This is a genomic window from Streptomyces sp. HUAS 31 (assembly GCF_028198125.1).
Taxonomy (GTDB): Bacteria; Actinomycetota; Actinomycetes; order Streptomycetales; family Streptomycetaceae; genus Streptomyces; species Streptomyces chartreusis.
In genome coordinates, this window is the sequence record NZ_CP116353.1 from 7105441 (window position 1) to 7129103 (window position 23663).

19 protein-coding genes and 1 riboswitch are annotated in these 23663 nt (G+C 71.6%); of the genes, 12 read left to right on the top strand and 7 right to left on the bottom strand.

What is annotated here, in order from left to right:
• Positions 1-110: 110 nt before the first annotated feature.
• Entirely contained in the window at positions 111-1265 is a 1155-nt protein-coding gene (locus PGH47_RS31680; protein WP_271666208.1) for a CobW family GTP-binding protein, read from the top strand.
• Here PGH47_RS31680 and PGH47_RS31685 read toward each other — a convergent pair.
• A complete protein-coding gene (locus tag PGH47_RS31685) occupies positions 1262-3718 on the bottom strand; it encodes a DNA gyrase/topoisomerase IV subunit A (RefSeq protein ID WP_271666209.1) in 2457 nt (818 codons plus the stop codon). The two genes, PGH47_RS31680 and PGH47_RS31685, sit on opposite strands and share 4 nt — an antisense overlap.
• 420 nt (positions 3719-4138) lie before the next feature.
• Between PGH47_RS31685 and PGH47_RS31690 the strand changes: the two genes are divergently transcribed.
• The 4 genes from PGH47_RS31690 to PGH47_RS31705 all read left to right on the top strand — a co-directional run bounded on the left by PGH47_RS31690 (position 4139) and on the right by PGH47_RS31705 (position 8961).
• Positions 4139-5515, top strand: a complete 1377-nt coding sequence (locus tag PGH47_RS31690; RefSeq protein ID WP_271666210.1) for a M16 family metallopeptidase — start codon at positions 4139-4141, stop codon at positions 5513-5515.
• On the top strand, positions 5512-6900 hold the full coding sequence (locus PGH47_RS31695) for a M16 family metallopeptidase (RefSeq protein ID WP_271666211.1): 1389 nt from the start codon (positions 5512-5514) through the stop codon (positions 6898-6900). The genes PGH47_RS31690 and PGH47_RS31695 overlap by 4 nt, the downstream gene beginning before the upstream one ends.
• A 213-nt stretch (positions 6901-7113) precedes the next feature.
• Positions 7114-7279: riboswitch (cyclic di-AMP (ydaO/yuaA leader) on the top strand.
• A gap of 12 nt (positions 7280-7291) precedes the next feature.
• Positions 7292-8077 carry a M23 family metallopeptidase gene (locus PGH47_RS31700; RefSeq protein ID WP_271666212.1) on the top strand — a complete coding sequence of 262 codons (786 nt, stop codon included), beginning with the start codon at positions 7292-7294 and terminating at the stop codon, positions 8075-8077.
• Between the two features lie 188 nt (positions 8078-8265).
• Positions 8266-8961: a GntR family transcriptional regulator gene (locus PGH47_RS31705; RefSeq protein ID WP_271666213.1), complete on the top strand. Its 696-nt coding sequence runs from the start codon at positions 8266-8268 to the stop codon at positions 8959-8961.
• Between the two features lie 179 nt (positions 8962-9140).
• On the opposite strand, the gene PGH47_RS31710 is transcribed toward PGH47_RS31705, so the two are convergent.
• Positions 9141-9422, bottom strand: a complete 282-nt coding sequence (locus tag PGH47_RS31710; protein WP_016432192.1) for an HPr family phosphocarrier protein — start codon at positions 9420-9422, stop codon at positions 9141-9143.
• Between the two features lie 178 nt (positions 9423-9600).
• On the opposite strand from PGH47_RS31710, the gene PGH47_RS31715 reads away from it, so the two are divergent.
• Genes PGH47_RS31715 through PGH47_RS31730 form a run of 4 tightly spaced genes read left to right on the top strand, consistent with a single transcriptional unit; the run spans position 9601 to position 14981 of the window.
• A complete protein-coding gene (locus tag PGH47_RS31715) occupies positions 9601-12447 on the top strand; it encodes a bifunctional acetate--CoA ligase family protein/GNAT family N-acetyltransferase (protein ID WP_271666214.1) in 2847 nt (948 codons plus the stop codon).
• 52 nt (positions 12448-12499) lie between these two features.
• On the top strand, positions 12500-13087 hold the full coding sequence (locus PGH47_RS31720) for a DUF5998 family protein (protein ID WP_030956635.1): 588 nt from the start codon (positions 12500-12502) through the stop codon (positions 13085-13087).
• Positions 13087-14289: an alkaline phosphatase family protein gene (locus tag PGH47_RS31725; protein ID WP_271666215.1), complete on the top strand. Its 1203-nt coding sequence runs from the start codon at positions 13087-13089 to the stop codon at positions 14287-14289. The genes PGH47_RS31720 and PGH47_RS31725 overlap by 1 nt, the downstream gene beginning before the upstream one ends.
• Positions 14290-14333: 44 nt before the next feature.
• Positions 14334-14981, top strand: coding sequence for a thymidine kinase (locus PGH47_RS31730; RefSeq protein WP_107907493.1), 648 nt, complete (start codon positions 14334-14336; stop codon positions 14979-14981).
• A 15-nt stretch (positions 14982-14996) separates the two neighbouring features.
• Here the strand turns inward: PGH47_RS31730 and PGH47_RS31735 are convergent, their stop codons facing one another.
• Positions 14997-15800 carry a VOC family protein gene (locus tag PGH47_RS31735; protein WP_271666216.1) on the bottom strand — a complete coding sequence of 268 codons (804 nt, stop codon included), beginning with the start codon at positions 15798-15800 and terminating at the stop codon, positions 14997-14999.
• A 296-nt stretch (positions 15801-16096) separates the two neighbouring features.
• On the opposite strand from PGH47_RS31735, the gene PGH47_RS31740 reads away from it, so the two are divergent.
• Entirely contained in the window at positions 16097-16948 is an 852-nt protein-coding gene (locus PGH47_RS31740; RefSeq protein WP_271666217.1) for a sulfurtransferase, read from the top strand.
• Positions 16949-17040: 92 nt separating this feature from the next.
• Here the strand turns inward: PGH47_RS31740 and sepH are convergent, their stop codons facing one another.
• The 3 genes from sepH to PGH47_RS31755 form a co-directional block, all read right to left on the bottom strand.
• Positions 17041-18078, bottom strand: coding sequence for a septation protein SepH (gene sepH / locus PGH47_RS31745; RefSeq protein WP_107907496.1), 1038 nt, complete (start codon positions 18076-18078; stop codon positions 17041-17043).
• A gap of 461 nt (positions 18079-18539) precedes the next feature.
• Entirely contained in the window at positions 18540-19868 is a 1329-nt protein-coding gene (locus PGH47_RS31750; RefSeq protein WP_271666218.1) for a D-arabinono-1,4-lactone oxidase, read from the bottom strand.
• Positions 19828-21066 (bottom strand): MFS transporter, encoded by a 1239-nt coding sequence (locus PGH47_RS31755; protein ID WP_107907498.1) that lies wholly within the window; start codon positions 21064-21066, stop codon positions 19828-19830. The genes PGH47_RS31750 and PGH47_RS31755 overlap by 41 nt, the downstream gene beginning before the upstream one ends.
• A gap of 187 nt (positions 21067-21253) precedes the next feature.
• Between PGH47_RS31755 and PGH47_RS31760 the strand changes: the two genes are divergently transcribed.
• Together PGH47_RS31760 and PGH47_RS31765 are read left to right on the top strand one after the other, a co-directional pair.
• The gene (locus PGH47_RS31760; RefSeq protein WP_271666219.1) at positions 21254-22381 is read left to right on the top strand and encodes a ferrochelatase; all 1128 of its coding nucleotides are present in this window, start codon (positions 21254-21256) and stop codon (positions 22379-22381) included.
• Between the two features lie 8 nt (positions 22382-22389).
• Positions 22390-23205: an inositol monophosphatase family protein gene (locus PGH47_RS31765; protein WP_271666220.1), complete on the top strand. Its 816-nt coding sequence runs from the start codon at positions 22390-22392 to the stop codon at positions 23203-23205.
• 75 nt (positions 23206-23280) lie between these two features.
• On the opposite strand, the gene PGH47_RS31770 is transcribed toward PGH47_RS31765, so the two are convergent.
• Positions 23281-23454, bottom strand: coding sequence for a hypothetical protein (locus tag PGH47_RS31770; RefSeq protein ID WP_163017036.1), 174 nt, complete (start codon positions 23452-23454; stop codon positions 23281-23283).
• Positions 23455-23663 lie beyond the last annotated feature (209 nt).

Here is a 23663-nt window from a genome sequence, read left to right on the forward strand (position 1 = left end):
GTTCACTTCGCGGGGATTCTTCCGGCTCGTATCCTGGGTCGGCATTCAGATCCCCGTATGTGCGCCGAGCCGCGAGCCGGTGCACCCGTCGGCGTGAGAAAGGTCGCACGTTGAGTCAGCAGAGCCCCGGCCCGCAGCAGATTCCGGTCGTCGTTCTCGCCGGATTCCTCGGTTCCGGCAAGACGACTCTGCTCAACCATCTCCTCCATCGCAGCGGAGGCACCCGCGTCGGGGCCATCGTCAACGACTTCGGCGCCATCGAGATCGACGCCATGGCGGTCGCCGGCGCGCTCGGCGACTCCACGGTCTCGCTCGGCAACGGCTGTCTGTGCTGCGCGGTCGACGCGAGCGAGCTGGACGTCTATCTGGAGCGGCTCGCCAGGCCGTCCACCGGCATCGACGTCATCGTCATCGAGGCCAGCGGGCTCGCCGAGCCCCAGGAACTCGTGCGCATGCTGCTCGCCAGTGAACATCCCGGCATCGTGTACGGAGGGCTCGTCGAGGTCGTCGACGCCGCCGAGTTCGACGGCACGCGCGCCAAGCACCCCGAGATCGACCGGCATCTCGCCCTCGCCGACCTCGTCGTGGTCAACAAGCTCGACCGGGCGGCGGACGGCGGGCGCGTCCTCCGGCTGGTCCGTGAGCTGGCCGACCGGGCCGCCGTCGTCCCCGCCACCTACGGCCGTATCGACCCCGAGTTCCTTTTCGACTGCCGGCCCAGCGAGGAGCGCATCGGGCAGCTGTCCTTCGACGACCTGCACGAGCACACCGGTGACGGCGACGGGGATGACCACGACGGTCACCACGCTCACCTGCACACCGCCTACGACAGCCTGTCCTTCGTCTCCGAACAGCCCCTCGATCCGCGGCGGCTGATGGGGTTCCTGGACAGCAGGTCCGAGGGGCTGTACCGGATCAAGGGGTACGTCGACTTCGGGCCGCACGACGCCGCGAACCGCTATGCCGTGCACGCCGTCGGGCCGTTCCTGCGCTTCTACCCGGAACGGTGGGCCGACGTCGACGCCGACACTCGCCTCACTCAGCTCGTCCTCATCGGATCCGGCATCGACTCCGATGCCCTGGCCAAGGACCTGGAGGGGTGCAAGAGCGACGCCCCACACGCGGCCGACGAGCACGGCATGTGGGGCGTTCTGCGCTATGTGCAAGACCCTTACGAGCAAGAGCCGGACAGGCAAGACCCGGACAGGCACGAGCCGGACAGGCAAGAGCCGGACGAGCAGGGCCCGGACGACCCGCCCGCCTAGACCGGTCCCGCCACCACCGACACCGTCTTCGCCAGGGACACACCCGAGCCGTCGCGGCGCGGATCCATCTCCGGCAGCTCGGCCGGTGTGCCGTTCTTCTGCGCGGCCCGTGCCGGAGTGGCGCCCGCCCAGGCCAGGGACAGGCAGTCCTCGCCCTTCAGGAACCGCTGGCAGCGCACACCGCCGGTGGCGCGGCCCTTGCGCGGGAACTGGTCGAACGGCGTCAGCTTGGCGGTCGTCTGGACGGAGTCGTCCAGCGTGCCGCGCGAGCCCGCGACCGTGAACACCACCGCGTCGACAGCCGGGTCCACCGCGGTGAAGGAGATGACCTTCGCGCCCTCGGTGAGCTTGATGCCCGCCATGCCGCCTGCGGCGCGGCCCTGCGGGCGGACCTGCGCGGCCTGGTAGCGCAGCAGCTGGGCGTCGTCCGTGATGAAGACCAGGTCCTCCTCACCGGTGCGCAGCTCGACCCCGCCGACGATCCGGTCGCCCTCCTTCAGCGTGATGACCTCCAACTCCTCCTTGTTCGAGGGGTAGTCGGGCACCACACGCTTCACGACGCCCTGCGCGGTGCCGAGCGCCAGCCCGGGCGACGACTCGTCGAGCGTGATCAGGCAGACCAGCGTCTCGCCGTCCTCCAGCGACACGAACTCCGCCAGCGGCACGCCGCCCGCGAGGTTCGGCCTCGACGTCGTCTCCGGCAGCTGCGGCAGGTCGATGACGTTGATCCGCAGCAGCCGGCCCGTGGACGTCACCGCGCCCACCTCGCCGCGGGCCGTGGCCGGCACCGCCGAGACGATCACGTCGTGCTTGGAGCGCCTCGCGTCGCCGTCCTCCGCGAACGGGTCGCCGTTCGCCGTGCGGGCCAGCAGCCCCGTCGAGGACAGCAGCACCCGGCACGGGTCGTCGGCCACCTGGAGCGGCACGGCGGAGACCGGGGTGCCCGCCGACTCCAGCAGGACCGTACGCCGCTCGGTGCCGAACTTCTTGGCCACCGTGGCCAGTTCGGCGGAGACCAGCTTGCGCAGCTCCGCGTCCGAGTCCAGGATCCGGGTCAGCTCGGCGATCTCCGCGTTGAGCCGCTCCTTCTCCGACTCCAGCTCGATGCGGTCGTACTTGGTGAGGCGGCGCAGCGGCGTGTCGAGGATGTACTGGGTCTGGATCTCGGACAGGGAGAAGCGCTCCATCAGGCGTTCCTTCGCCTGTGCGCTGTTCTCGCTGGAACGGATCAACCGGATGACCTCGTCGATGTCGACGAGCGCCGTGAGCAGGCCCTCGACCAGGTGCAGCCGGTCGCGGCGCTTGCTGCGGCGGAACTCGCTGCGGCGCCGGACGACCTCGAAGCGGTGGTCGAGGTAGACCTCCAGGAGCTCCTTGAGGCCAAGGGTGAGGGGCTGGCCGTCGACCAGCGCGACGTTGTTGATGCCGAAGGACTCCTCCATCGGCGTCAGCTTGTACAGCTGCTCCAGGACCGCCTCCGGCACGAAGCCGTTCTTGATCTCGATGACCAGGCGCAGGCCGTGCTCGCGGTCGGTGAGGTCCTTGACGTCGGCGATGCCCTGGATCTTCTTGGAGCCGACCAGGTCCTTGATCTTGGCGATGACCTTCTCCGGGCCGACCGTGAAGGGCAGCTCGGTGACGACGAGGCCCTTGCGGCGGGCGGTCACCGTCTCGATCTCGACCGTGGCGCGGATCTTGAAGGTGCCGCGGCCCGTCTCGTAGGCGTCCCGGATGCCGGCCAGGCCGACGATGCGGCCGCCGGTGGGCAGGTCGGGGCCCGGGACGTGCCTCATCAGGGTTTCCAGATCCGCGTTCGGGTGGCGGATCAGATGGCGGGCGGCCGCGATGACCTCGCCGAGGTTGTGCGGCGGCATGTTCGTGGCCATGCCGACGGCGATGCCGGACGCGCCGTTGACCAGGAGGTTCGGGAAGGCGGCGGGCAGCGCCACCGGCTCCCGCTCCTGGCCGTCGTAGTTCGGGGTGAAGTCGACCGTGTCCTCGTCGATCGACTCGGTCATCAGGCTCGTCGCCTGGGCCTGACGGCACTCGGTGTACCGCATGGCGGCCGGCGGGTCGTCGTTGCCCAGCGAGCCGAAGTTGCCGTGGCCGTCGACCAGCGGGACGCGCATGGAGAACGGCTGCGCCATGCGCACCAGGGCGTCGTAGATCGACGCGTCGCCGTGCGGGTGCAACTTACCCATGACCTCGCCGATGACGCGGGCGCACTTCACATAGCCGCGGTCGGGGCGCAGGCCCATCTCGTTCATCTGGTAGACGATGCGGCGGTGCACCGGCTTGAGGCCGTCGCGGGCGTCGGGCAGGGCGCGGGAGTAGATGACCGAGTACGCGTACTCGAGGAAGGAGCCCTGCATCTCGTCGACGACGTCGATGTCGAGGATCTTCTCCTCGTACGAGTCGTCGGGCGGCGGGGTCTTCGTGCTACGGCGGGCCATCGCTGCCGGCTCCTTGCTGAAGCGTGGACGGATCTGACGCGGACCATTGTGGACCGCGGCACTGACAACCACCGACCAGGACCCGATGTTGGGCTCCGGCCCGGCGCGTGAGAAGTGTCGCCGACGGCGGGCCCCATCGGCGACCGACTACGCCATCGAGTGCCGACAGGCCCGGACGAGGGGGCCCGCACCCACACTCCGACCTCGGTGGCAAGCCCACGCCCCACGAGCGTTCACTCGCCGGAGTGATCGCCCCCGTACACACACGGCACATCCACCCCACACGCCACACGCGCGTCCCGAGGGAGCCGTTCTGACCGGGAACTTCGCCGAGCCTTCGCACGCTGCATACAGTGGCAGGAACTTATGCCGAACTGCTCGGCACAAGGAAGTGCACGCGACCGGAAGGACACCTTGCCCATGGGTCACACGGCCACACCGGAGGCACAATCCGGCGGCCTCACCGCGACGGAGCACCGCCTGGCCAACGGCCTGCGCGTGGTGCTCTCCGAGGACCACCTCACGCCGGTCGCCGCGGTCTGCCTCTGGTACGACGTCGGCTCCCGCCACGAGGTCAAGGGCCGTACCGGACTCGCCCACCTCTTCGAGCACCTGATGTTCCAGGGCTCGAACAGCGTCAAGGGCACGGGGCACTTCGAGCTCGTCCAGGGCGCCGGTGGCTCGCTGAACGGCACCACCAGCTTCGAGCGCACCAACTACTTCGAGACCATGCCCACCCACCAGGTGGAGCTCGCGCTGTGGCTGGAGGCCGACCGCATGGGCAGCCTCCTGACGGCGCTCGACGAGGTCAGCCTCGAGAACCAGCGCGACGTCGTCAAGAACGAGCGCCGCCAGCGCTACGACAACGTCCCCTACGGCACGGCCTTCGAGAAGCTGACCGCGCTGTCGTACCCCGACGGACACCCGTACCACCACACTCCGATCGGTTCGATGGCCGACCTGGACGCGGCCAGCCTGGAGGACGCCCGCGCGTTCTTCCGCACCTACTACGCGCCCAACAACGCCGTCCTGTCCGTCGTCGGCGACATCGACCCGGAGCAGACGCTCGCCTGGGTCGAGAAGTACTTCGGCTCCATCCCGGGCCACGACGGCAAGCCCGCCCCGCGCGACGGCTCGCTGCCCGAGGTCATCGGCGAGCAGCTGCGCGAGGTCGTCGAGGAGAACGTCCCCGCGCGGGCGCTGATGGCCGCCTACCGCCTCCCGAACGACGGCACGCGCGAGTGCGACGCCGCCGACCTGGCGCTGACCGTCCTCGGCGGCGGCGAGTCCTCCCGCCTCTACAACCGCCTCGTGCGCCGCGACCGTACGGCTGTCGCGGCCGGCTTCGGCCTGCTGCGCCTGGCCGGCGCGCCCTCGCTGGGCTGGCTGGACGTGAAGACCTCCGGCGACGTCGAGGTGCCCGTCATCGAGTCGGCCGTCGACGAGGAGCTCGCCCGCTTCGCACAGGAGGGCCCCACCGCCGAGGAGATGGAGCGCGCGCAGGCCCAGCTGGAGCGCGAGTGGCTGGACCGGCTCGGCACCGTCGCGGGCCGCGCCGACGAACTGTGCCGGTACGCCGTCCTGTTCGGCGACCCGCAGCTGGCGTTCACCGCCGTGCAGCGTGTCCTCGACGTCACCGCCGACGAGGTCAAGGCCGTCGCCCAGGCCCGGCTGCGCCCCGACAACCGCGCGGTGCTCGTGTACGAGCCGGTCGGCGACGAGGCCGAGGAACTGGAAGCCGCCGCCACCGACGGGGCCGCCCCCGCCACCGACGAGAACGAGGAGTCGGCGCAGTGACCGAGCTCGCCAGCATGGAGTTCCACCCGCAGCCCCAGGCGGGCCAGGCCCGTCCCTGGGCGTTCCCGGCGCCCGAGCGCGGCAAGCTGGACAACGGCCTCACCGTCCTGCGCTGCCACCGCCCCGGCCAGCAGGTCGTCGCCGTCGAGGTGCTCCTGGACACGCCCCTGGACGCCGAGCCGAAGGGCCTCGACGGCATCGCCACGATCATGGCGCGTGCCCTGTCCGAGGGCACCGACAAGCACACCGCCGAGGAGTTCGCCGCCGAGCTGGAGCGCTGCGGCGCCACGCTCGACGCCTACGCCGACCACCCCGGCGTCCGGGTGAGCCTGGAAGTGCCCGTCTCCCGCCTGCCCAAGGCGCTCGGCCTGCTCGCCGACGCCCTCAGGGCGCCCGCGTTCGAGGACAGCGAGGTCGAGCGCCTGGTGCGCAACCGGCTCGACGAGATCCCGCACGAGCTGGCCAACCCCTCGCGCCGGGCCGCCAAGGAGCTCTCCAAGGAGCTGTTCCCGGCGACCTCGCGCATGTCCCGCCCGCGCCAGGGCACCGAGGAAACCGTCGAGGGCATCGACTCGGCGTCCGTACGCGCCTTCTACGAGCGGCACGTACGCCCCGCCACCTCCACCGTCGTGGTCGTCGGCGACCTCACCGGCGTCGACCTCGACGCCCTGCTCGGCGACACCCTGGGCGCCTGGACCGGCTCGCCGGGCGAGACGCGCGCGGTCCCGCCGGTCGTCGCGGACGACACCGGCCGGGTCGTCATCGTCGACCGCCCCGGCGCCGTCCAGACGCAGCTGCTGATCGGCCGCATCGGCCCCGACCGGCACGACCGCGTGTGGCCCGCGCAGGTGCTCGGCACCTATTGCCTCGGCGGCACCCTCACCTCCCGTCTGGACAAGGTCCTGCGCGAGGAGAAGGGCTACACCTACGGCGTGCGGGCCTTCGGTCAGGTCCTGCGCTCCGCCCCGGAGGGCACGGGCGCGGCGATGCTCGCCATCAGCGGCTCCGTCGACACCCCGAACACCGGTCCGGCCCTGGACGACCTCTGGAAGGTCCTGCGCGGTGTCGCGGCCGAGGGGCTCACCGACGCCGAGCGGGACTTCGCCGTGCAGAACCTCGTCGGGGTGGCGCCGCTGAAGTACGAGACCGCGGCGTCCGTGGCGAACACGCTGGCCGACCAGGTCGAGCAGCACCTGCCCGACGACTACCAGGCGACGCTGTACCAGCAGCTGGCCGCGACCGGCACGGTCGAGGCCACCGCGGCGGCCGTGAGCGCCTTCCCTGTGGACCGTCTGGTGACGATCCTCGTCGGTGACGCGGCCGAGATCCGGGAGCCCGTGGAGGCCCTCGGCATCGGCGAAGTCACGGTCGTGGCAGCCGAGTAGAGGACGGGCTCGCGCCGTCCGGCGCCACGCGCGTGCAGAGGCCCTGGTGACCCTTGAGTCACCAGGGCCCCCTTATGCCCGAATTGAGGGAGAGGTTGCCTGTCTGGTCTGTGGGATGCGCTACAAAAGCCGCGATCCGTTTGGGGATTGAAAGACGCCGCGTTTAGCGTCTTCCGGGCTGTCCGTCAGGCAGTGCGCCGCGCCCGCGGCACCGGACAGCCATCGCCGAGTCCCCGTAAGGCGCGAGCCTGGGGAGCCGGGGACCCACCCGTAGTCCCTGGGGTGAATCGGACGCCCGCGCGAGTCGCGAGGGGGCCCGTAGGAGACCTTCCTGCTCCGAACCCGTCAGCTAACCCGGTAGGCGAGAGGGAAGGAAAGGACCAGCCACTTCATGGCGTTCACCTGCGCCACGGGGAAGAACCGCCCCACCGGGAAGCACCGTAAGCCCGGCCGGTTCGAGCGCACCACCGCCCGCGCGGCCGGAGTCGCCGCGCTCACCGCCACCGGAGTCGTCGGCACCCTGGCCGCCCCCGCGCTCGCCGCCGAGCCCGCCGCGGAGCAGACCGGTCTCATACCCGTCGTCACCGTCGAGAACTCCATCGCGGACCAGATCGACGCCCAGGCCATCGCTCAGGAGCGGGCCGCCGCGGAGGCCGCCGCCGCGAAGAAGGCCGCTCAGGAGGCGGCCCGCGAGAAGGCGGCCGCGAAGGCGAAGGCCGAGCGCGAGGCCAAGGAGCGCGCCGCCCGCGAGGCCGAGCGCAAGCGCCTGCTGTCGTACGTCTCCCCGATCGCCGGCTCGTACGTCTCCACCGGCTACAAGTCCGGCGGCGCCGTCTGGTCCTCCGGAAGCCACACCGGCGTCGACTTCCACGCCGCCAGCGGCACCTCCGTCCACGCGGTCGGCTCCGGCACCGTCGTCGAGGCCGGCTGGGGCGGGGCGTACGGCAACAACATCGTGATCAAGATGAACGACGGCACGTACACGCAGTACGGCCACCTGTCGTCCATCGGCGTCTCGGTCGGCCAGGCCGTCACCCCGGGCCAGCAGATAGGCCTGTCCGGCGCCACCGGCAACGTCACCGGGCCGCACCTGCACTTCGAGGCCCGCACGACGCCGGAGTACGGCTCCGACATCGACCCCGTCGCCTATCTGCGCGGGCACGGCGTGAACGTCTGACGCCACCACCGCGCATCCTCGAAGCCCCGGCTCCCCGAGCCGGGGCTTTCGTTGTTTCCGGACGTTACGCTGACCAAAAAATATCCATGGATTCCGGCTCGCCGTCGGAAATTCCGGCCGGTTGCAATAGAGTCCTCGGGAACACGTCATTCGTCGACGTTTCACGGGGATTAAGGCGGAGGTCGGTCATGCGTATTCCGGCGCACTCGGTGTGCACGGCGATCCGGGACGACATCGTCGCCGGTGTCTACGAGCGCGGCAGCCGGCTCACCGAGGAACTGCTCGCCCGCCGCTACGGCGTCTCCCGTGTCCCCGTGCGCGAGGCCCTGCGCACCCTGGAGGCGGAGGGCTTCGTGGTGACCCGGCGCCACGCGGGCGCGTGCGTCGCCGAACCGACCGAGCAGGAGGCAGCCGACCTGCTGGAGATGCGCGGCCTGCTGGAACCCCTGGGCGCCTCCCGGGCCGCCCAGCGGCGCACCGAGGCCCATCTGAAGGTCCTGCGCGGCCTGGTCAGGCTGGGGCAGGAGCGGGCCAAGCGCGGGAACAGCGACGACCTGCGCTCTCTGGGCAGCTGGTTCCACGAGACGCTCGCCCAGTCCACCGGCAGCCCCGCCCTGACCTCGATACTGGCCCAGCTGCGCCACAAGATCGCCTGGATGTACGCCGTGGAGGCGCCCGCCGATCCCGTGGAGTCCTGGACCGAGCACGGCGCGATCGTGGACGCGGTGGCGCGCGGCGACGGCGAACGCGCCCGCGCGATCACCGCTGTGCACACCGAGCGCTCCCTCGCGGCGCACCGTCTGAGGTTCGGCACCGGCGGCGAGCGCGCGGAGCGTGTGAGGAATTCGCAACATCCCGTAAACATGCCGAGCCTGCGGCATTAACACAGGCGCCGTATACAAAGAAGAGATATTCGGCGGCGGGTAATTTCCGCTGCCCTTTTTCGGATGTGTCACCGCCGTGCGTTAAATTCCGTCGGCGCCCTCCCGAAAACAGCGAAGCCGCGCCCGCCGGAAAGGCGGACGCGGCTTCACCGTTCGATCGGGATACCCGCTCAGGTCATTCAGACCGTCTCGGGCAGCTCCTCGAGTCCCTCGGAGACCAGCTTCGCCAGACGGTCGAGGGCGGCGTCCGCACCCTCGGCGTCGGAGGCGAGGACGATCTCCTCGCCGCCCTGGGCGCCCAGGCCCAGCACGGCCAGCATGGAGGCCGCGTTGACGGGGTTGCCGTCAGCCTTGGCGATCGTCACCGGGATACCTGCGGCCGTGGCGGCCCGGACGAAGATGGAAGCGGGGCGGGCGTGGAGGCCCTCGGCCCAGCCGACGTTGACGCGGCGCTCAGCCATGTGATGCTGCCCTTCGGTGTTCAGGGTTGTCTAGACCAGTTTCCCACACTCGTGAAGCAGGCCGGGAGGGACAAAACACCCTCCCGTGGTGACCGTGGGGTCGCGGCCTCGACCCCATGTGACGTCCCGAACAGACTGCCTCGCGCCGTTGTCGTACGCGAGCCGTAATCTGGGCCCCATGCAGAGCGCCTCGGACAGGCACGAGTACCCCGCCCACTGGGAAGCCGACGTGGTGCTGCGCGACGGCGGCACCGCGCGCATCCGCCCCATCACCGTTGATGACGCCGAGCGCCTGGTCAGCTTCTACGAGCAGGTGTCGGACGAGTCGAAGTACTACCGCTTCTTCGCGCCCTACCCGCGACTGTCCGCGAAGGACGTCCACCGCTTCACGCACCACGACTTTGTGGACCGGGTGGGACTCGCGGCCACGATCGGCGGCGAGTTCATCGCCACCGTACGCTACGACCGGATCGGCGCCGACGGAATGCCCGCGTCCGCACCGGCCGACGAGGCCGAGGTCGCCTTCCTCGTCCAGGACGCCCACCAGGGACGCGGCGTCGCCTCCGCCCTCCTCGAACACATCGCGGCGGTCGCCCGCGAACGCGACATCCGCCGGTTCGCCGCCGAGGTGCTGCCCGCCAACACCAAGATGATCAAGGTGTTCACGGACGCCGGGTACACCCAGAAGCGCAGCTTCGAGGACGGCGTCGTACGCCTGGAGTTCGACCTGGAGCCGACCGACCGCTCGCTCGCCGTGCAGTACGCCCGCGAGCAGCGTGCCGAGGCCCACTCCGTACGGCGGCTGCTGGTGCCCGGCTCCGTCGCCGTCATCGGCACCGGCCGCACCCCCGGCGGCGTCGGCCGCGGCGTCCTCGGCAACATCAGGGACGCCGGGTTCACGGGCCGGCTGTACGCCGTGAACAAGGCGTTCCCCGAGGACCTCAAGGAACTCGACGGGGTGCCCGCGCACCGCTCCGTGCGGGACATCGAGGAGCAGGTCGACCTCGCGGTGGTCGCCGTGCCGGCCGAATACGTCCCCGACGTGGTCACCGAATGCGGCGAGCACGGCGTGCAGGGCCTGGTCGTGCTGTCCGCCGGATACGCCGAGAGCGGGCCCGACGGACGCGAGCGCCAGCGCGAACTCGTCCGGCACGCGCGTACGTACGGCATGCGCATCATCGGCCCGAACGCCTTCGGGATCATCAACACCGCCGACGACGTACGGCTGAACGCCTCACTGGCCCCCGAGATGCCGAGGCCGGGCCGGATCGGCCTCTTCGCGCAGTCCGGCGCCATCGGGATCGCCCTGCTGTCCCGGCTGCACCGCCGCGGCGGCGGGGTCACCGGCGTCACCGGCATCTCGACCTTCGTCTCCTCCGGCAACCGCGCCGACGTCTCCGGCAACGACGTCCTCCAGTACTGGTACGACGACCCGGACACCGACGTCGTCCTCATGTACCTGGAGTCCATCGGCAACCCGCGCAAGTTCACCCGCCTCGCCCGGCGCACGGCAGCCGCGAAGCCGCTCGTCGTGGTGCAGGGCGCGCGGCACGGGGGAGCGGCGCCGCAGGGCCACACCGTGCGGGTCACCCGGCTCCCGCACACCACCGTCTCCGCGCTGCTGCGGCAGGCGGGCGTGATCCGCGTCGACACCATCACCGAGCTGGTGGACGCGGGACTGCTGCTCGCGCGCCAGCCCCTGCCGACCGGACCGCGGGTGGCGATCCTCGGGAACTCCGAGTCGCTGGGCCTGCTGACGTACGACGCCTGTCTGTCCGAGGGCCTGCGGCCGCTGCCGCCGCTGGACCTGACGACCGCGGCGTCGGCCGCCGACTTCCACGAGGCGCTCTCGCACGCGCTCGCCGACGACACCTGCGACGCGGTCGTCGTCACCGCGATACCGGCGATCGGCGACGCGACGACCGGGGACGCCGAGCTGGCGCAGGCCCTGAGCTCGGCGGCCGAGCGGGTGCCGGGCAAGCCCGTCCTGGTGGTGCACGTGGAACTCGGAGGGCTCGCGGAGGCCCTGTCCGCAGCGGCGAGCACCGCGCCCCGGGCCGGTACGACGGCGCCCCGCACCGCAGGCCGCGACCACCCCTTCCGCCCGCTGGACTTCCCGGCCGAACCGCTGCCCGAACCGACGGACACCGACGGGACCACCCCCCGCCTCATCCCCGCCTACCCGGCCGCCGAACGTGCGGTCCGCGCCCTCGGCGAAGCCGTGAAGTACGCCCAGTGGCGGCGCGACGCGGCCGAGCCCGGCAAGGTCCCCGAGCACGAGGACATCGACGAGAAGGGCGCCGCCCGGCTGATCGACGGCCTGCTCGCGCGCGGGCAGGGGCTCACCCTCGGCACGGACGAGACCTGCGACCTGCTCGGCAAGTACGGCATCGAGGTGCACCGCGCCCTGCACGCCCCCACCCCCGACGCGGCCGTCGACGCCGCCCGCACCCTCGGCTACCCCGTCGCCCTCAAGGCCACCGCCCCGCACCTGCGCCACCGCGCCGACCTCGGCGGCGTCCGGCTCGACCTCGCGGACGAGGAGCAACTGCGACGGGCGTACGCCGAGTTGACCGAGCTGTTCGGCAGGCCGGAGGAGCTCAGGCCGGTCGTGCAGACCATGGCACCGCGCGGCGTCGACACCGTCGTACGGGCCGTGATCGACCCGGCGGCCGGCGCCGTGCTGTCCTTCGGGCTCGCCGGGGCCGCCTCCCAGCTGCTCGGCGACATGGCGCACCGGCTGATACCGGTCACCGACCGCGACGCCACCTCGATCGTCCGGTCCATCCGCACGGCACCGCTCCTGTTCGGCTGGCGCGGTTCCACGCCCGTCGACACCCCCGCCCTGGAGGAGCTGCTGGTCAGGGTGTCGCGGCTCGTCGACGACCACCCGGAGGTGGTCGCGGTCACCCTGGAGCCGGTCGTGGTCGCCACGCACGGTCTGAGCGTGCTCGGCGCCTCCGTCCGCCTCGCACTGCCGCCCGCCCGCGACGACCTCGGGCCGAGGACCCTGCCGACGTACTGAGACCGCCGCGAGCGGTGCCTCGCAGTCAGTGCACCCCCGTAGGATGGGCGTCATGGCCAAGACCAGTACGACGACCCAGGGGCTGCGAGCGGCGATCGAGCGCAGCGGCTACTACCCGGCCCTCGTGGCCGAGGCGGTGGAGGCCGCCGTGGGCGGCGAGCCCATCCGGTCGTACCTGGTCCACCAGGAGACCACGTTCGACCAGAACGAGGTACGGCGGCATGTGACGGTCCTCGTCCTCACCGGCAACCGCTTCATCGTCAGCCACACCGACGAGCAGGCCGCGGACAGCACCTCCCCGACGCCGTACGCCACGACCTCGACGGAGTCGGTCAAGCTCGGCCGGATCTCCTCGGTCGTGCTCAGCCGCGTCGTCGCCAACCCCGAGCAGTACACCGTGGGCACGCTGCCCCGCGAGGTCGTCCTCACCATCGGCTGGGGCGCCGTCTCCCGCATCGACCTGGAGCCCGCCGCCTGCGGCGACCCCAACTGCGAGGCCGACCACGGCTACACGGGCAGCTCGACGGCGGACGACCTCAGCCTGCGCGTCAGCGAGGCCGGCGACGGACCGGAGACGGTGCGCCAGACGCTCGCCTTCGCCCAGGCCCTGTCCGAGGCGACCGCGGACCTCACCCGCTGATGTCCCAGTCCGCACAGTCCACCGCCTGGGACCCCCATCCGGAACCCCTCGCCGTCACCTCCGCGCCGTCCCCCGAGTACGGCAGCGGCTCGCTCGCCGACCTGCTGCCCACGCTGGCCGCCGGCATGGCCGTACCGGGCATGACCGCCACGATCGGCGAGCTGACCCCCGCCGACCGCAACTGCGTGTTCCTGATCGACGGCCTCGGCTGGGAGCAGCTCAAGGAGCACCCCGAGGAAGCCCCCTTCATGAGCGCGCTCCTCGGCAGCTCGCGCGGCGGCACCGGACGCCCGATCACCACCGGCTACCCGGCGACCACCGCGACCTCCCTCGCCTCCGTCGGCACCGGCCTCCCGCCGGGCGCGCACGGCCTGCCCGGCTACACCGTCCGCAACCCCGACACCGGCGAGCTGATGAACCAGCTGCGCTGGAACCCGTGGACGGCGCCGCACGTCTGGCAGCCGTACCCGACCGTCTTCGAGCTGGCCCACCGGGCGGGCGTGCACGCCGCCCAGGTGTCCTCGCCCACCTTCCAGAACACCCCGCTGACCAAGGTCGCACTCAGTGGCGGAACGTTCCTCGGGCGGCTGACCGGCGAGGAGCGCATGGACCTGGCGGCCGAGCAACTGGCCGCGGGCGACCGCTCCCTGGTCTACACGTACTACGCCGAGCTCGACGGCGCCGGCCATCGCTACGGCGTCGACTCGGACACCTGGCGCGGCCAGCTCATGCACGTCGACCGGCTCGTCCAGCGCCTCGCCGAGCAGCTCCCGGAGCGCACCGCGCTCTACGTCACCGCCGACCACGGCATGATCGACGTGCCCTTCGACGAAGAGCACCGCATCGACTTCGACGAGGACTGGGAGCTGCGCGCCGGTGTCGCCCTGCTGGGCGGCGAGGGCCGCGCGCGGCACGTGTACGCGGTGCCGGGCGCCGCGAACGACGTCCTGACCTGCTGGCGAGAGGTGCTCGGCGAGCAGTTCTGGGTGGCATCGCGCGACGAGGCGATCGAGGCGGGCTGGTTCGGGCCGCAGATCGACGAGCGGGTCCACGACCGCATCGGCGATGTCATCGCCGCCGCCCGCGACGACGTCCTGATCATCGCCTCCGAGCGGGAGCCGAAGGAGTCGGCGATGGTCGGCAACCACGGTTCGATGACCCCCGCCGAGCAGCTGGTCCCCCTGCTCGAAGTACGCTCCTGAAGCCTCCCCTCGACCCCTTGTTGCCGAAAGGTGCTCAACTCCACATGCCCGAGCTGGTGTTCTTCTCCGGAACCATGGACTGCGGGAAGTCGACACTGGCTCTGCAGATCGAGCACAACCGTTCGGCGCGTGGTCTCGCGGGCATGATCTTCACGCGCGACGACCGCGAGGGCGAGGGCAAGCTGTCCTCACGGCTCGGTCTGGTCACCGACGCGGTGGAGGTCGAGGACGGCATGGACCTGTACGGCTACATGGTCGACCACCTCTCCCGCGGTGGCCGCGCGGACTACGTCATCGCCGACGAGGCCCAGTTCCTCGCCCCGGTCCAGATCGACCAACTCGCCCGCGTGGTCGACGACCTGGGCCTGGACGTGTACGCCTTCGGCATCACCACCGACTTCCGCAGCAAGCTGTTCCCCGGCTCCCAGCGCCTGGTGGAACTCGCCGACCGGGTCGAGGTGCTCCAGGTCGAGGCCCTGTGCTGGTGCGGCGCCCGCGCCACCCACAACGCGCGCACGATAGGCGGCGAGATGGTCGTCGAGGGCGCCCAGGTGGTCGTCGGCGACGTCAACCAGTCCGACGCCGTCGGCTACGAGGTCCTGTGCCGCCGCCACCACCGCCGCCGGATGACGGCGGCCAGCGCACGGGCGGCGGCGCTGTCCCCGGACGTGCTGCCGGTGCAGCCGGCCTGAGTCGCGCGGCCGTCGTCAGCACGGGTTCTGGATCACGGAGAACCGGGCGCCCTCGGGATCCGCGACCGTCGCCACCCTGCCGTGGGCGCTGTCGTGGGCCGGCCGCAGGACATGGCCGCCGAGGCCGACGATCCGCTCCACCGCCTCGTCCGCGTCGGCGACTTCGAAGTACGTCATCCAGTGCGGGCCCCGGTCTCGGGGCAGGGCGCTGCCGACGCCGTGGATGCCGGCGACCGGGCGGCCGTCGAGGTACAGACCGACGTAGTCGAGGTCGGCGGAGGCCGCCGCCTCCTCCTCGTAGCCGAACACCGTCTCGTAGAACTTGGCGACGGTCACCGTCTCGAAGGTCACCAGCTCGTTCCAGGCCGGGGTGCCGGGCACACCGGTGATGGCCGTGCCGAGGTGGGCGGCCGTCTGCCAGATGCCGAAGACGGCGCCGGAGGGGTCGGAGCAGATCGCCATCCGGCCGGCCTCGGCGGCGTCCAGCGGGCCGACGCCGACGGTACCGCCGCACAGCCGTACCGTGTCGGCGGTCAGGTCCACGTCGTTCGAGGCGAGGTAGGGAGTCCAGGCGACGGGGAGGTGACGGTCGGGCGGCAGCTGGCCGATGCCGGCGACCTCACGGCCGTCGAGCAGGGCCCGCACATAGGGGCCGAGCTGCTGCGGGCCGGGGCGGAACTCCCAGCCGAACAGCGCTCCGTAGAACTCCTGGGTCGCGGCCAGCCCGTGCACCATCAGGCTCACCCAGCAGGGCGTGCCGGGCGCGTGCCGAGCGTGCGTCACGCCGTTCGGGCCGGCCGACCCCCGTGCCTCGGTCATCGTCACTCTCTCCTCGGCCCCTCGCGGTGGCCGCGTCTCATCCGCTGTCCCGCCCCCCGAGCCGATGCTCGCACCGCCCGAGGTCGCGCGCGCTGCGGGCACGCCGCCGCACGACGGCCGCCGACCGGAGGATGCCCGGTGTGCGATGGACTGCCCGTTTCCGTGCGATTGCCGACGGATGTCGATCGGCTGTACAGCATGTGCCCGATCCCGTACGCCTCGTGATCGGGCCTGTCCGGCGGGCAGAGTATCCGGAGCGGGGCGATGCGGCCACCCCGTGCGCGAGGATGGTGGCCATGAACGCCATCATCACCGCATCCGACCTCGCGAGCGCGCTGACGGGGCAGCAGCCGCCGGTGCTGCTCGACGTCCGCTGGCAGTTGAGCCTGGCCAAGACCCCTGGCGAGCCCCCGTTCGACGGCCGCAAGGCCTACGAGTCGGGGCACCTCCCCGGCGCGGTCTACGTCGATCTGGACCGGGAACTGGCCTCCGCGCCCGGTTCGCACGGCCGTCACCCCCTGCCCGACTTGGCTGAATTCGGTACGGCGATGCGACGGGCGGGCGTGTCCTCGGGGACGCCGGTGGTCGTGTACGACGGCGGGCAGGGCTGGGCGGCGGCCCGTGCCTGGTGGCTGCTGCGCTGGACGGGTCACTCCGACGTGCGGGTCCTCGACGGCGGACTGCCGGCCTGGCAGGGCCCGCTGGAGACCTCGGTGCCGACGCCGGAGGAGGGCGACTTCGAGCCGGTGCCGGGCGCGACGGGTCTGCTCGACGCCGACGGCGCCGCGGCTCTCGCCCGGTCGGGGGTACTGCTGGACGCACGAGCGGGTGAGCGCTACCGCGGCGAGGTCGAGCCGATCGACCCCGTCGGCGGCCACATCCCCGGCGCCGTGTCCGCCCCCACCAACGAAAACGTCGGCTCGGACGGCCGCTTCCTGCCCGCCGAGGAACTCGCCGCCCGCTTCAAGTCCCTGGGCGCCTGCGAGGACACCCGCGTCGGCGTCTACTGCGGCTCGGGAGTCTCCGCCGCGCACCAGGCCCTGGCCCTGGCCGTCGCGGGCATCCCGGCGGACCTGTACGTCGGCTCCTGGTCGGAGTGGTCCTCGGACCCGTCCCGTCCGGTGGCCGTGGGTCCCGATCCGCAGTAGGACCCGTACACGGATCGAGGGCCGCGTTGCGAACAACGCGGCCCTCGTCTTCGTACGGCCGCACGGGCGGCTGTACGACCGGCGGTTACCGGCTACTCCTGCTTCTTCCTGCGGGTGCCGAACACGATCTCGTCCCAGCTCGGGACGGCCGCCCGGCGGCCCGGACGGACGCCGTCCGCCTCGGCCTGGCGGTCGGTGGCACCGATGAGGCGATCGCGGTGGCTGCCCACGGAGCGGGGCATGAGGACGTCCGCGTAGGCGGAACCGGCGGACGCGGCCGGAGCGGGAGGCTCCTCCGCGGCCGGTTCGGCCGGCGGCTCCTCCACCTCGGGCTCCGCAGGGCGCTCGGGGACCACCATGTCACCGCGGAAGCTGGGAACCGCCTCCAGCAGGCTGGTCAGCGAGTCCCGCTCCTCCGCGGTCTCCTCGACCGGTTCGGAGGCCTGGGCCGGCAGGCTCGGCCGCGCGGTGTCGAGGGCACGGTCCATCGAACGCTCACGCGGGAGCCGGGCGATCCGCGGCACGAACGGGAAGCTGGGCTCCGGCGCGGCGAGGTCGTCGGACTCGCCGATCAGCGAGCGCGCCTCCTCGTCGACGGCCTGGACGAGCCGCCGGGGCGGGTCGTAGGTCCAGCTCGCCGAGTGCGGTTCGCCCGCCACCAGGTAGACCAGCAGTACTTCCCAGGTGCCGTCGTCGCGGCGCCACGAGTCCCACTGCACGGTGTCCTTGTCGGCGCCGCGCAACGGCAGCCGCTCCTGGACGGCCTCGCCGAGCTGCGGACCCGCGGCGTTCTCACCGGGCCTGCGCACGGGAGTCTTGCGCGCCCGCTCGGCCATGAAGGCACGCTCGGCGAGCACGGGACCCTCGAAGCGCCGCACACGGTCGACGGGGATACCGGCGAGCTGGGCGACCTCTTCCGCGGTGGCACCGGCGCGTATACGCGCCTGGATGTCGCGGGGGCGGAGATGGCTCTCCACCTCGATCTCGATCTGGCCGAGACGCGGACGGTCGCCGCGCACGGCTGCGCGCAGGCGTTCGTCGATCGGAAGGGTGTACTCCGTTGCGTCGGCAGCCTTCAGCACCAGCCGTGTGCCGTCATTTGAGACGGCCACGACACGCAGTTCGGGCATGGGGACCTCCCGGGTGGTGCCTGCCGACGTCACGTGCGTCGCTGCTTCCGCTAGTCGAGTGTGGCCTGCCCGGGTGCAGCCTGCCACAACCTTGCCGAGTTGCCCGGCGTGTCGGGCACGGGCCCTGGATCGCCGTTATGGCACGGTTACCTATTCGCAACGCTAAGTGACCAACTCCGTCACCCTGTGCAACTAGCCCCCTCCCGGCGGTCCTTGAAGGCCACGGATGCCCAGGCGGGAGACCGGACCCAGGGCTCGCCACAGTACTCCATTTGGGCCACGTGCGTGGATTGGCACGCCGCCCAACTTCTGGCAAGAGGCGTGACTCGGCCGTGGGTTGGGCGGTTTTGGACCTTGAACGTGGCGTACTTCACGCAAATGTCAGAAACGGAACTAATGCTTTCGACCGTGCGTGCCCCCGTCGCGCAGTTGGCCGGAACGGCGGGCTCGCGGACCGGGCGCTACGCGCCCAACACCCTCCGCAGGTAGTCGTTCTGGAAGAGCCGGTCGGGGTCGAGCCGGTCCCGCAGCGCGGTGAACTCCTCGAAGCGCGGGTAGACCCCGGCCAAGTACTCGGCGTCGCGCGTGTGGATCTTGCCCCAGTGCGGGCGCCCCTCGTGCGCCGTGAAGATGCGTTCGGCCGAGGTGAAGTACCGCTGGAACGGGGTGCCCTTGACCATGTGGACGGCGATGTACGCGCTGTCGCGCCCCGAGGCGGTGGACAGGGTGATGTCGTCGGCCGGGGCGGTGCGCACCTCGACGGGGAAGCTGACCCGCAGGCCGGAGCGCTCGACCATGGCCTTGAGTTCGCGCAGCGTCTCGACGACGGCCTCGCGCGGAACGGCGTACTCCATCTCCACGAAGCGCACCCGGCGCGGTGATGTGAAGACCTTGTAGGGGATGTCCGTGTAGGTCCGCGCGGAGAGGGCCTTGCTGGAGACCTGGGCTATCGCCGGGATGGTGGCGGGCACCGCGCGGCCGACCCACTGGGCCACCTGGAAGACGCCGTTGGAGAGCAGTTCGTCCTCGAACCAGCCGGCGAGCTGCCCCACCGGCTTCTCCGGGCCCGCGCTTCTGTTGTTGCGCTTGGTGTTGGTGCTGCCGGTGTGCGGGAACCAGTAGAACTCGAAGTGCTCGTTCTCGGTCCACAGTTCGTCGAACTCCGCCAGGACCCGTGCGAACGGCATCGGCTCCTCCCGCGCGGTCAGCAGGAAGATCGGCTCCACGGCGAAGGTGATGGCGGTGACCACGCCCAGGGCGCCGAGGCCGATACGGGCCGCCGCGAAGACCGCGCGTTCTTCATCGGTCCCCTTCTCGGAGCAGGTGAGCACGGAGCCGTCGGCGGTGACCAGTTCCAGGGCCTTGATCTGAGCGGCGATCGAGGCCGAGTCGCGGCCCGTGCCGTGCGTGCCGGTGCTGGTGGCGCCGGAGACCGTCTGCTCCATGATGTCGCCCATGTTCGCGAGCGACAGGCCCTCGCGCGCCAGGGCCACATTGAGGCGCTTGAGCGGGGTGCCCGCCTCGACCGTGACCGTCCCCGCCTCGCGGTCGATGTGCCGGATGCCCGTCAGCAGCTGAGGGCGGACCAGCACACCGTCGGTCGCGGCTATGGACGTGAAGGAGTGCCCGCTGCCGACCGCCTTCACCTTCAGGCCGTCCTCGGCGGCCCGGCGTATCGCCGCGGCCAGTTCCTCCACGGACGCCGGAGCGACCTCCCGCGCGGGGCGGGCGGAGACAGTGCCGCCCCAGTTACGCCACGTGCCGTTCTTCCCGCTCGCTGTGCTGCTCAACGGTGCCCTCCCGACGCGGAGCCGGCCTGCTGAGCCGGCGATACCCCAGGAAACCGACCGCGACCGCGACGGCCCCGGACACCGCCGGAACCCCGTACCCGGCGTCCGCGCCGGCCGCGTCGATGACCCAGCCGGCCATGGAGGAGCCGAGCGCGACCCCGACCGCCAGCCCGGTGCTCACCCAGGTCATGCCCTCGGTCAGTTGCGCGCGTGGTACGTGCTCTTCGATCAGGGACATGGTGGTGATCATCGTGGGAGCGACCGCCATGCCCGAGACGAACAGCGCCACGGCCAGAAACGGCAAGTTTCCGACCAGTAGGAGGGGGATCATACTCACGGCCATCGCGCATATGCCCAGCAGCCAACGACGTTCGGGCGCCCCCTTGAAGCGCAGCAGCCCGAAGACGAGGCCCGCCGCGCAGGAGCCCGCCGCGTACAGCGCGAGGACCAGGCTCGCGGCGCTCTTGTGCCCCTGCTCGTCCGCGAAGGCCACCGTGACCACGTCGACGGCCCCGAAGATCGCGCCGGTCGCCACGAAGGTGGCCACCAGCACCTGGAGCCCGGGGGCCCGCACGGCCGAGCTGCCGCCCTGCTTCTCGCGCGGATGCGGCGCGGGCTCGGTGGCGTGCTGCGCGGTCAGCCAGAAGACGCCGACCGCCAGGAAACAGCCCGCGAGCAGCGGCCCGGCCTCGGGGAACCACGCCGTCGACAGCCCGATGGAGATGATCGGCCCGAAGATGAAGCACACCTCGTCGATCACGGACTCGAAGGAGTACGCGGTGTGCAGCTGTGGGGTCCCCCGGTACAGCGCGGCCCAGCGGGCCCTGATCATCGCCCCCACGCTCGGCACGCAGCCGATGCCGACACAGGCCACGAACAGCACCCAGTCCGGCCACGAGTAGTGCGCCGCGAACAGCAGCAGGGCGCCCGCCGCGAGCGAGATCAGCGTCGCCGGGCGCAGCACCCGGGCCTGCCCGTACTGGTCCACCATGCGCGAGACCTGAGGGCCCGCCACCGCAGCGGCGAGCGCGATGGTGGCCGACAGGGCGCCGGCCAGGCCGTACCGCCCGGTCAGTTGGGAAACCATGGTCACCACGCCGATGCCCATCATCGACAGCGGCATCCGGCCGAGGAGACCCGCGGCGGAGAAGGCCTTGGAGCCGGGGGCGGCGAACAGGGCGCGGTAGGGGCTGGGCACGGGGGTCTCCGGTCAAGGCGGAAGCAGGCGTGGACGGGTGAGGCTCTGGAGCGCGCGGTAAGGCGTGTCGCCAGCCGAGACAGCTTACGAGTTAGGTGACCCTAACGCACCCGTCCGGGCGAACGGGGAACCCGGGTCGACACCCCGCCGTTTCCCGGCTGTCAGTACCGGATGACAGGATCGACCCATGCCAGACGCGCGCGATGCCAGCCCCTACGACGCCTTGCTCCTGCTCTCCTTCGGCGGCCCCGAGGGCCCGGACGACGTGATCCCATTCCTGGAGAACGTCACCCGTGGGCGGGGCATCCCCACCGAACGCCTCAAGGAAGTCGGCGAGCACTACTTCCGGTTCGGCGGCGTCAGCCCCATCAACGACCAGAACCGCGCCCTGCTGGACGCCCTGCGCAAGGACTTCGCCGAGCACGGTCTGGATCTGCCGATCTACTGGGGCAACCGCAACTGGGCGCCGTACCTGACGGACACGCTGCGCGAGATGGTCACCGACGGCCACCGCCGCATCCTGGTCCTCGCCACCAGCGCCTACGCCTCCTACTCGGGCTGCCGCCAGTACCGCGAGAACCTCGCCGACTCGCTGGCCGCGCTGGAGGCCGAGGGCCTCGAACTGCCCAGGGTCGACAAGCTGCGGCACTACTTCAACCACCCCGGCTTCCTGGAGCCGATGATCGACGGCGTGCTGCGCTCCCTGGCCGAGCTTCCCGAGGACGTCCGGGCCGGCGCGCACATCGCGTTCTCCACCCACTCCATCCCGACCGCCGCGGCCGACAGCTCCGGCCGCGTCGAGGACCACGGCGACGGCGGCGCGTACGTCGCCGAGCATCTGGACGTGGCTCGCGTGATCGCGGACGCCGTCCGTGAGCGCACGGGCGTGGACCACCCCTGGCAGCTCGTCTACCAGTCCCGCTCCGGAGCCCCGCACATCCCCTGGCTGGAGCCCGACATCTGCGACCACCTCCAGGAGCGGCACGCGGCCGGTGTCCCTGCCGTCGTGATCGCGCCCATCGGCTTCGTCTCCGACCACATGGAGGTCCTCTACGACCTCGACACCGAGGCCAGGGACAAGGCCGAGGAGCTGGGCCTGCCGATGCGCCGCTCGGCCACCGTCGGCGACGACCCGCGTTTCGCCGCCGCGGTCCGCGACCTCGTCCTGGAGCGCGCAGCCGTGGCGCGCGCCGAGGAGGTCACGCCCTGCGCGCTCGGCGCGCTCGGCGCGAGCCACAACGTCTGCCCGGTCGGCTGCTGTCCCTCCCGCGCACCCAGGCCCGCCGCAGCCGGCGCCGACAGCCCCTACGCATGAGGAGCCCCGTGACCGACGCCCTGCCCACGGAACTGCTCACCCTGGCCCGGGAGGCGGCCCGCCGCGCCGGTGAACTCCTTCGCGACGGCCGCCCGGCCGACCTCGCGGTGGCCGCGACCAAGTCCAGTCCGATCGACGTCGTCACCGAGATGGACATCGCCGCCGAGAAGCTGATCACGAACCTGATCTCCGAGCAGCGCCCCGACGACGGATTCCTCGGCGAGGAGGGCGCCTCCACCGAGGGCACGAGCGGCGTCCGCTGGGTGATCGACCCCCTCGACGGCACCGTGAACTACCTCTACGGACTGCCGACCTGGTCCGTCTCCATCGCCGCCGAGCAGGACGGCGAGACCGTGGCCGGCGTCGTGGCGGCCCCCATGCGCGGCGAGACGTTCCACGCGGTGCGGGGCGAGGGCGCCTGGGCGACGGGCCCCTGGGAGGGCGAGCGCCGGCTGACCTGCCGTCCCACGGCCCCCCTCGACCAGGCCCTGGTCTCGACCGGCTTCAACTACGTCACCGAGGTCCGCACCCACCAGGCCGACGTGGCCCGGCGCCTGATCCCCCTCCTGCGGGACATCCGCCGCGGCGGCTCGGCCGCGATCGACCTGTGCGACCTGGCCGCGGGCCGCCTGGACGGCTACTACGAGCGCGGCCTCAACGCCTGGGACTTCGCCGCCGGCGACCTCATCGCCCGCGAGGCGGGTGCCCTGACCGGCGGCCGGCCAGGAGAACGCCCGTGCCGCGACCTGACGGTCGCCGCGACGCCGGGAGTCTTCGAGCCCCTCCAGCAGTTGCTGGAGGACTTCGGCGCCTGGCACGACTGACCCGACGGACAGGTACGAAAAAGGCGGCCCCCGGCGCTGGATTCGCCGGGGGCCGCCGTTGTACCGAAAAGCCGATCAGACGCCAGACGCGCTGACTTCCACACCATGCTCGGCGGCGAGGCGGCGCAGGTCGTCGAGCTCGCCCTGCTCCACCTCGACGAGGAAGTCGTCGCCCTCGTCACGTGCCCGCGTCAGGTCGGACTCGGTCGTCTTTATGCGCTGCAGAAGTCCTGCGGTGAATGCGTCCATGCTGCGCCCCCTCGTCCTGGGTCGTGGGTCGGTGGCACGGGGGTGTGCCGTTCGGAAGGGGCGATCACGTCTCCAGTAGGTGCCCAGCGCTACCCATGCCGGGCGGCGACGGTGCCGGACACCCACACCCGCTCTGCGGAAAGCGGATCCCCTCGTACCGCAAGGTGGTGCGGCACAAGCAGAGCGTGATCGCGGGGTGTACATGCCGT

What these genes read in the sequence shown, in the direction of transcription:
- PGH47_RS31685 (WP_271666209.1), bottom strand. Translation starts at nt 3,718, where the DNA reads ATGGCCCGCCGTAGCACGAAGACCCCGCCGCCCGACGACTCGTACGAG.
- PGH47_RS31690 (WP_271666210.1), top strand. Translation starts at nt 4,139, where the DNA reads ATGGGTCACACGGCCACACCGGAGGCACAATCCGGCGGCCTCACCGCG.
- PGH47_RS31700 (WP_271666212.1), top strand. Translation starts at nt 7,292, where the DNA reads ATGGCGTTCACCTGCGCCACGGGGAAGAACCGCCCCACCGGGAAGCAC.
- PGH47_RS31705 (WP_271666213.1), top strand. Translation starts at nt 8,266, where the DNA reads ATGCGTATTCCGGCGCACTCGGTGTGCACGGCGATCCGGGACGACATC.
- PGH47_RS31710 (WP_016432192.1), bottom strand. Translation starts at nt 9,422, where the DNA reads ATGGCTGAGCGCCGCGTCAACGTCGGCTGGGCCGAGGGCCTCCACGCC.
- PGH47_RS31715 (WP_271666214.1), top strand. Translation starts at nt 9,601, where the DNA reads ATGCAGAGCGCCTCGGACAGGCACGAGTACCCCGCCCACTGGGAAGCC.
- PGH47_RS31720 (WP_030956635.1), top strand. Translation starts at nt 12,500, where the DNA reads ATGGCCAAGACCAGTACGACGACCCAGGGGCTGCGAGCGGCGATCGAG.
- PGH47_RS31725 (WP_271666215.1), top strand. Translation starts at nt 13,087, where the DNA reads ATGTCCCAGTCCGCACAGTCCACCGCCTGGGACCCCCATCCGGAACCC.
- PGH47_RS31730 (WP_107907493.1), top strand. Translation starts at nt 14,334, where the DNA reads ATGCCCGAGCTGGTGTTCTTCTCCGGAACCATGGACTGCGGGAAGTCG.
- PGH47_RS31735 (WP_271666216.1), bottom strand. Translation starts at nt 15,800, where the DNA reads ATGACCGAGGCACGGGGGTCGGCCGGCCCGAACGGCGTGACGCACGCT.
- PGH47_RS31740 (WP_271666217.1), top strand. Translation starts at nt 16,097, where the DNA reads ATGAACGCCATCATCACCGCATCCGACCTCGCGAGCGCGCTGACGGGG.
- sepH (WP_107907496.1), bottom strand. Translation starts at nt 18,078, where the DNA reads ATGCCCGAACTGCGTGTCGTGGCCGTCTCAAATGACGGCACACGGCTG.
- PGH47_RS31760 (WP_271666219.1), top strand. Translation starts at nt 21,254, where the DNA reads ATGCCAGACGCGCGCGATGCCAGCCCCTACGACGCCTTGCTCCTGCTC.
- PGH47_RS31770 (WP_163017036.1), bottom strand. Translation starts at nt 23,454, where the DNA reads ATGGACGCATTCACCGCAGGACTTCTGCAGCGCATAAAGACGACCGAG.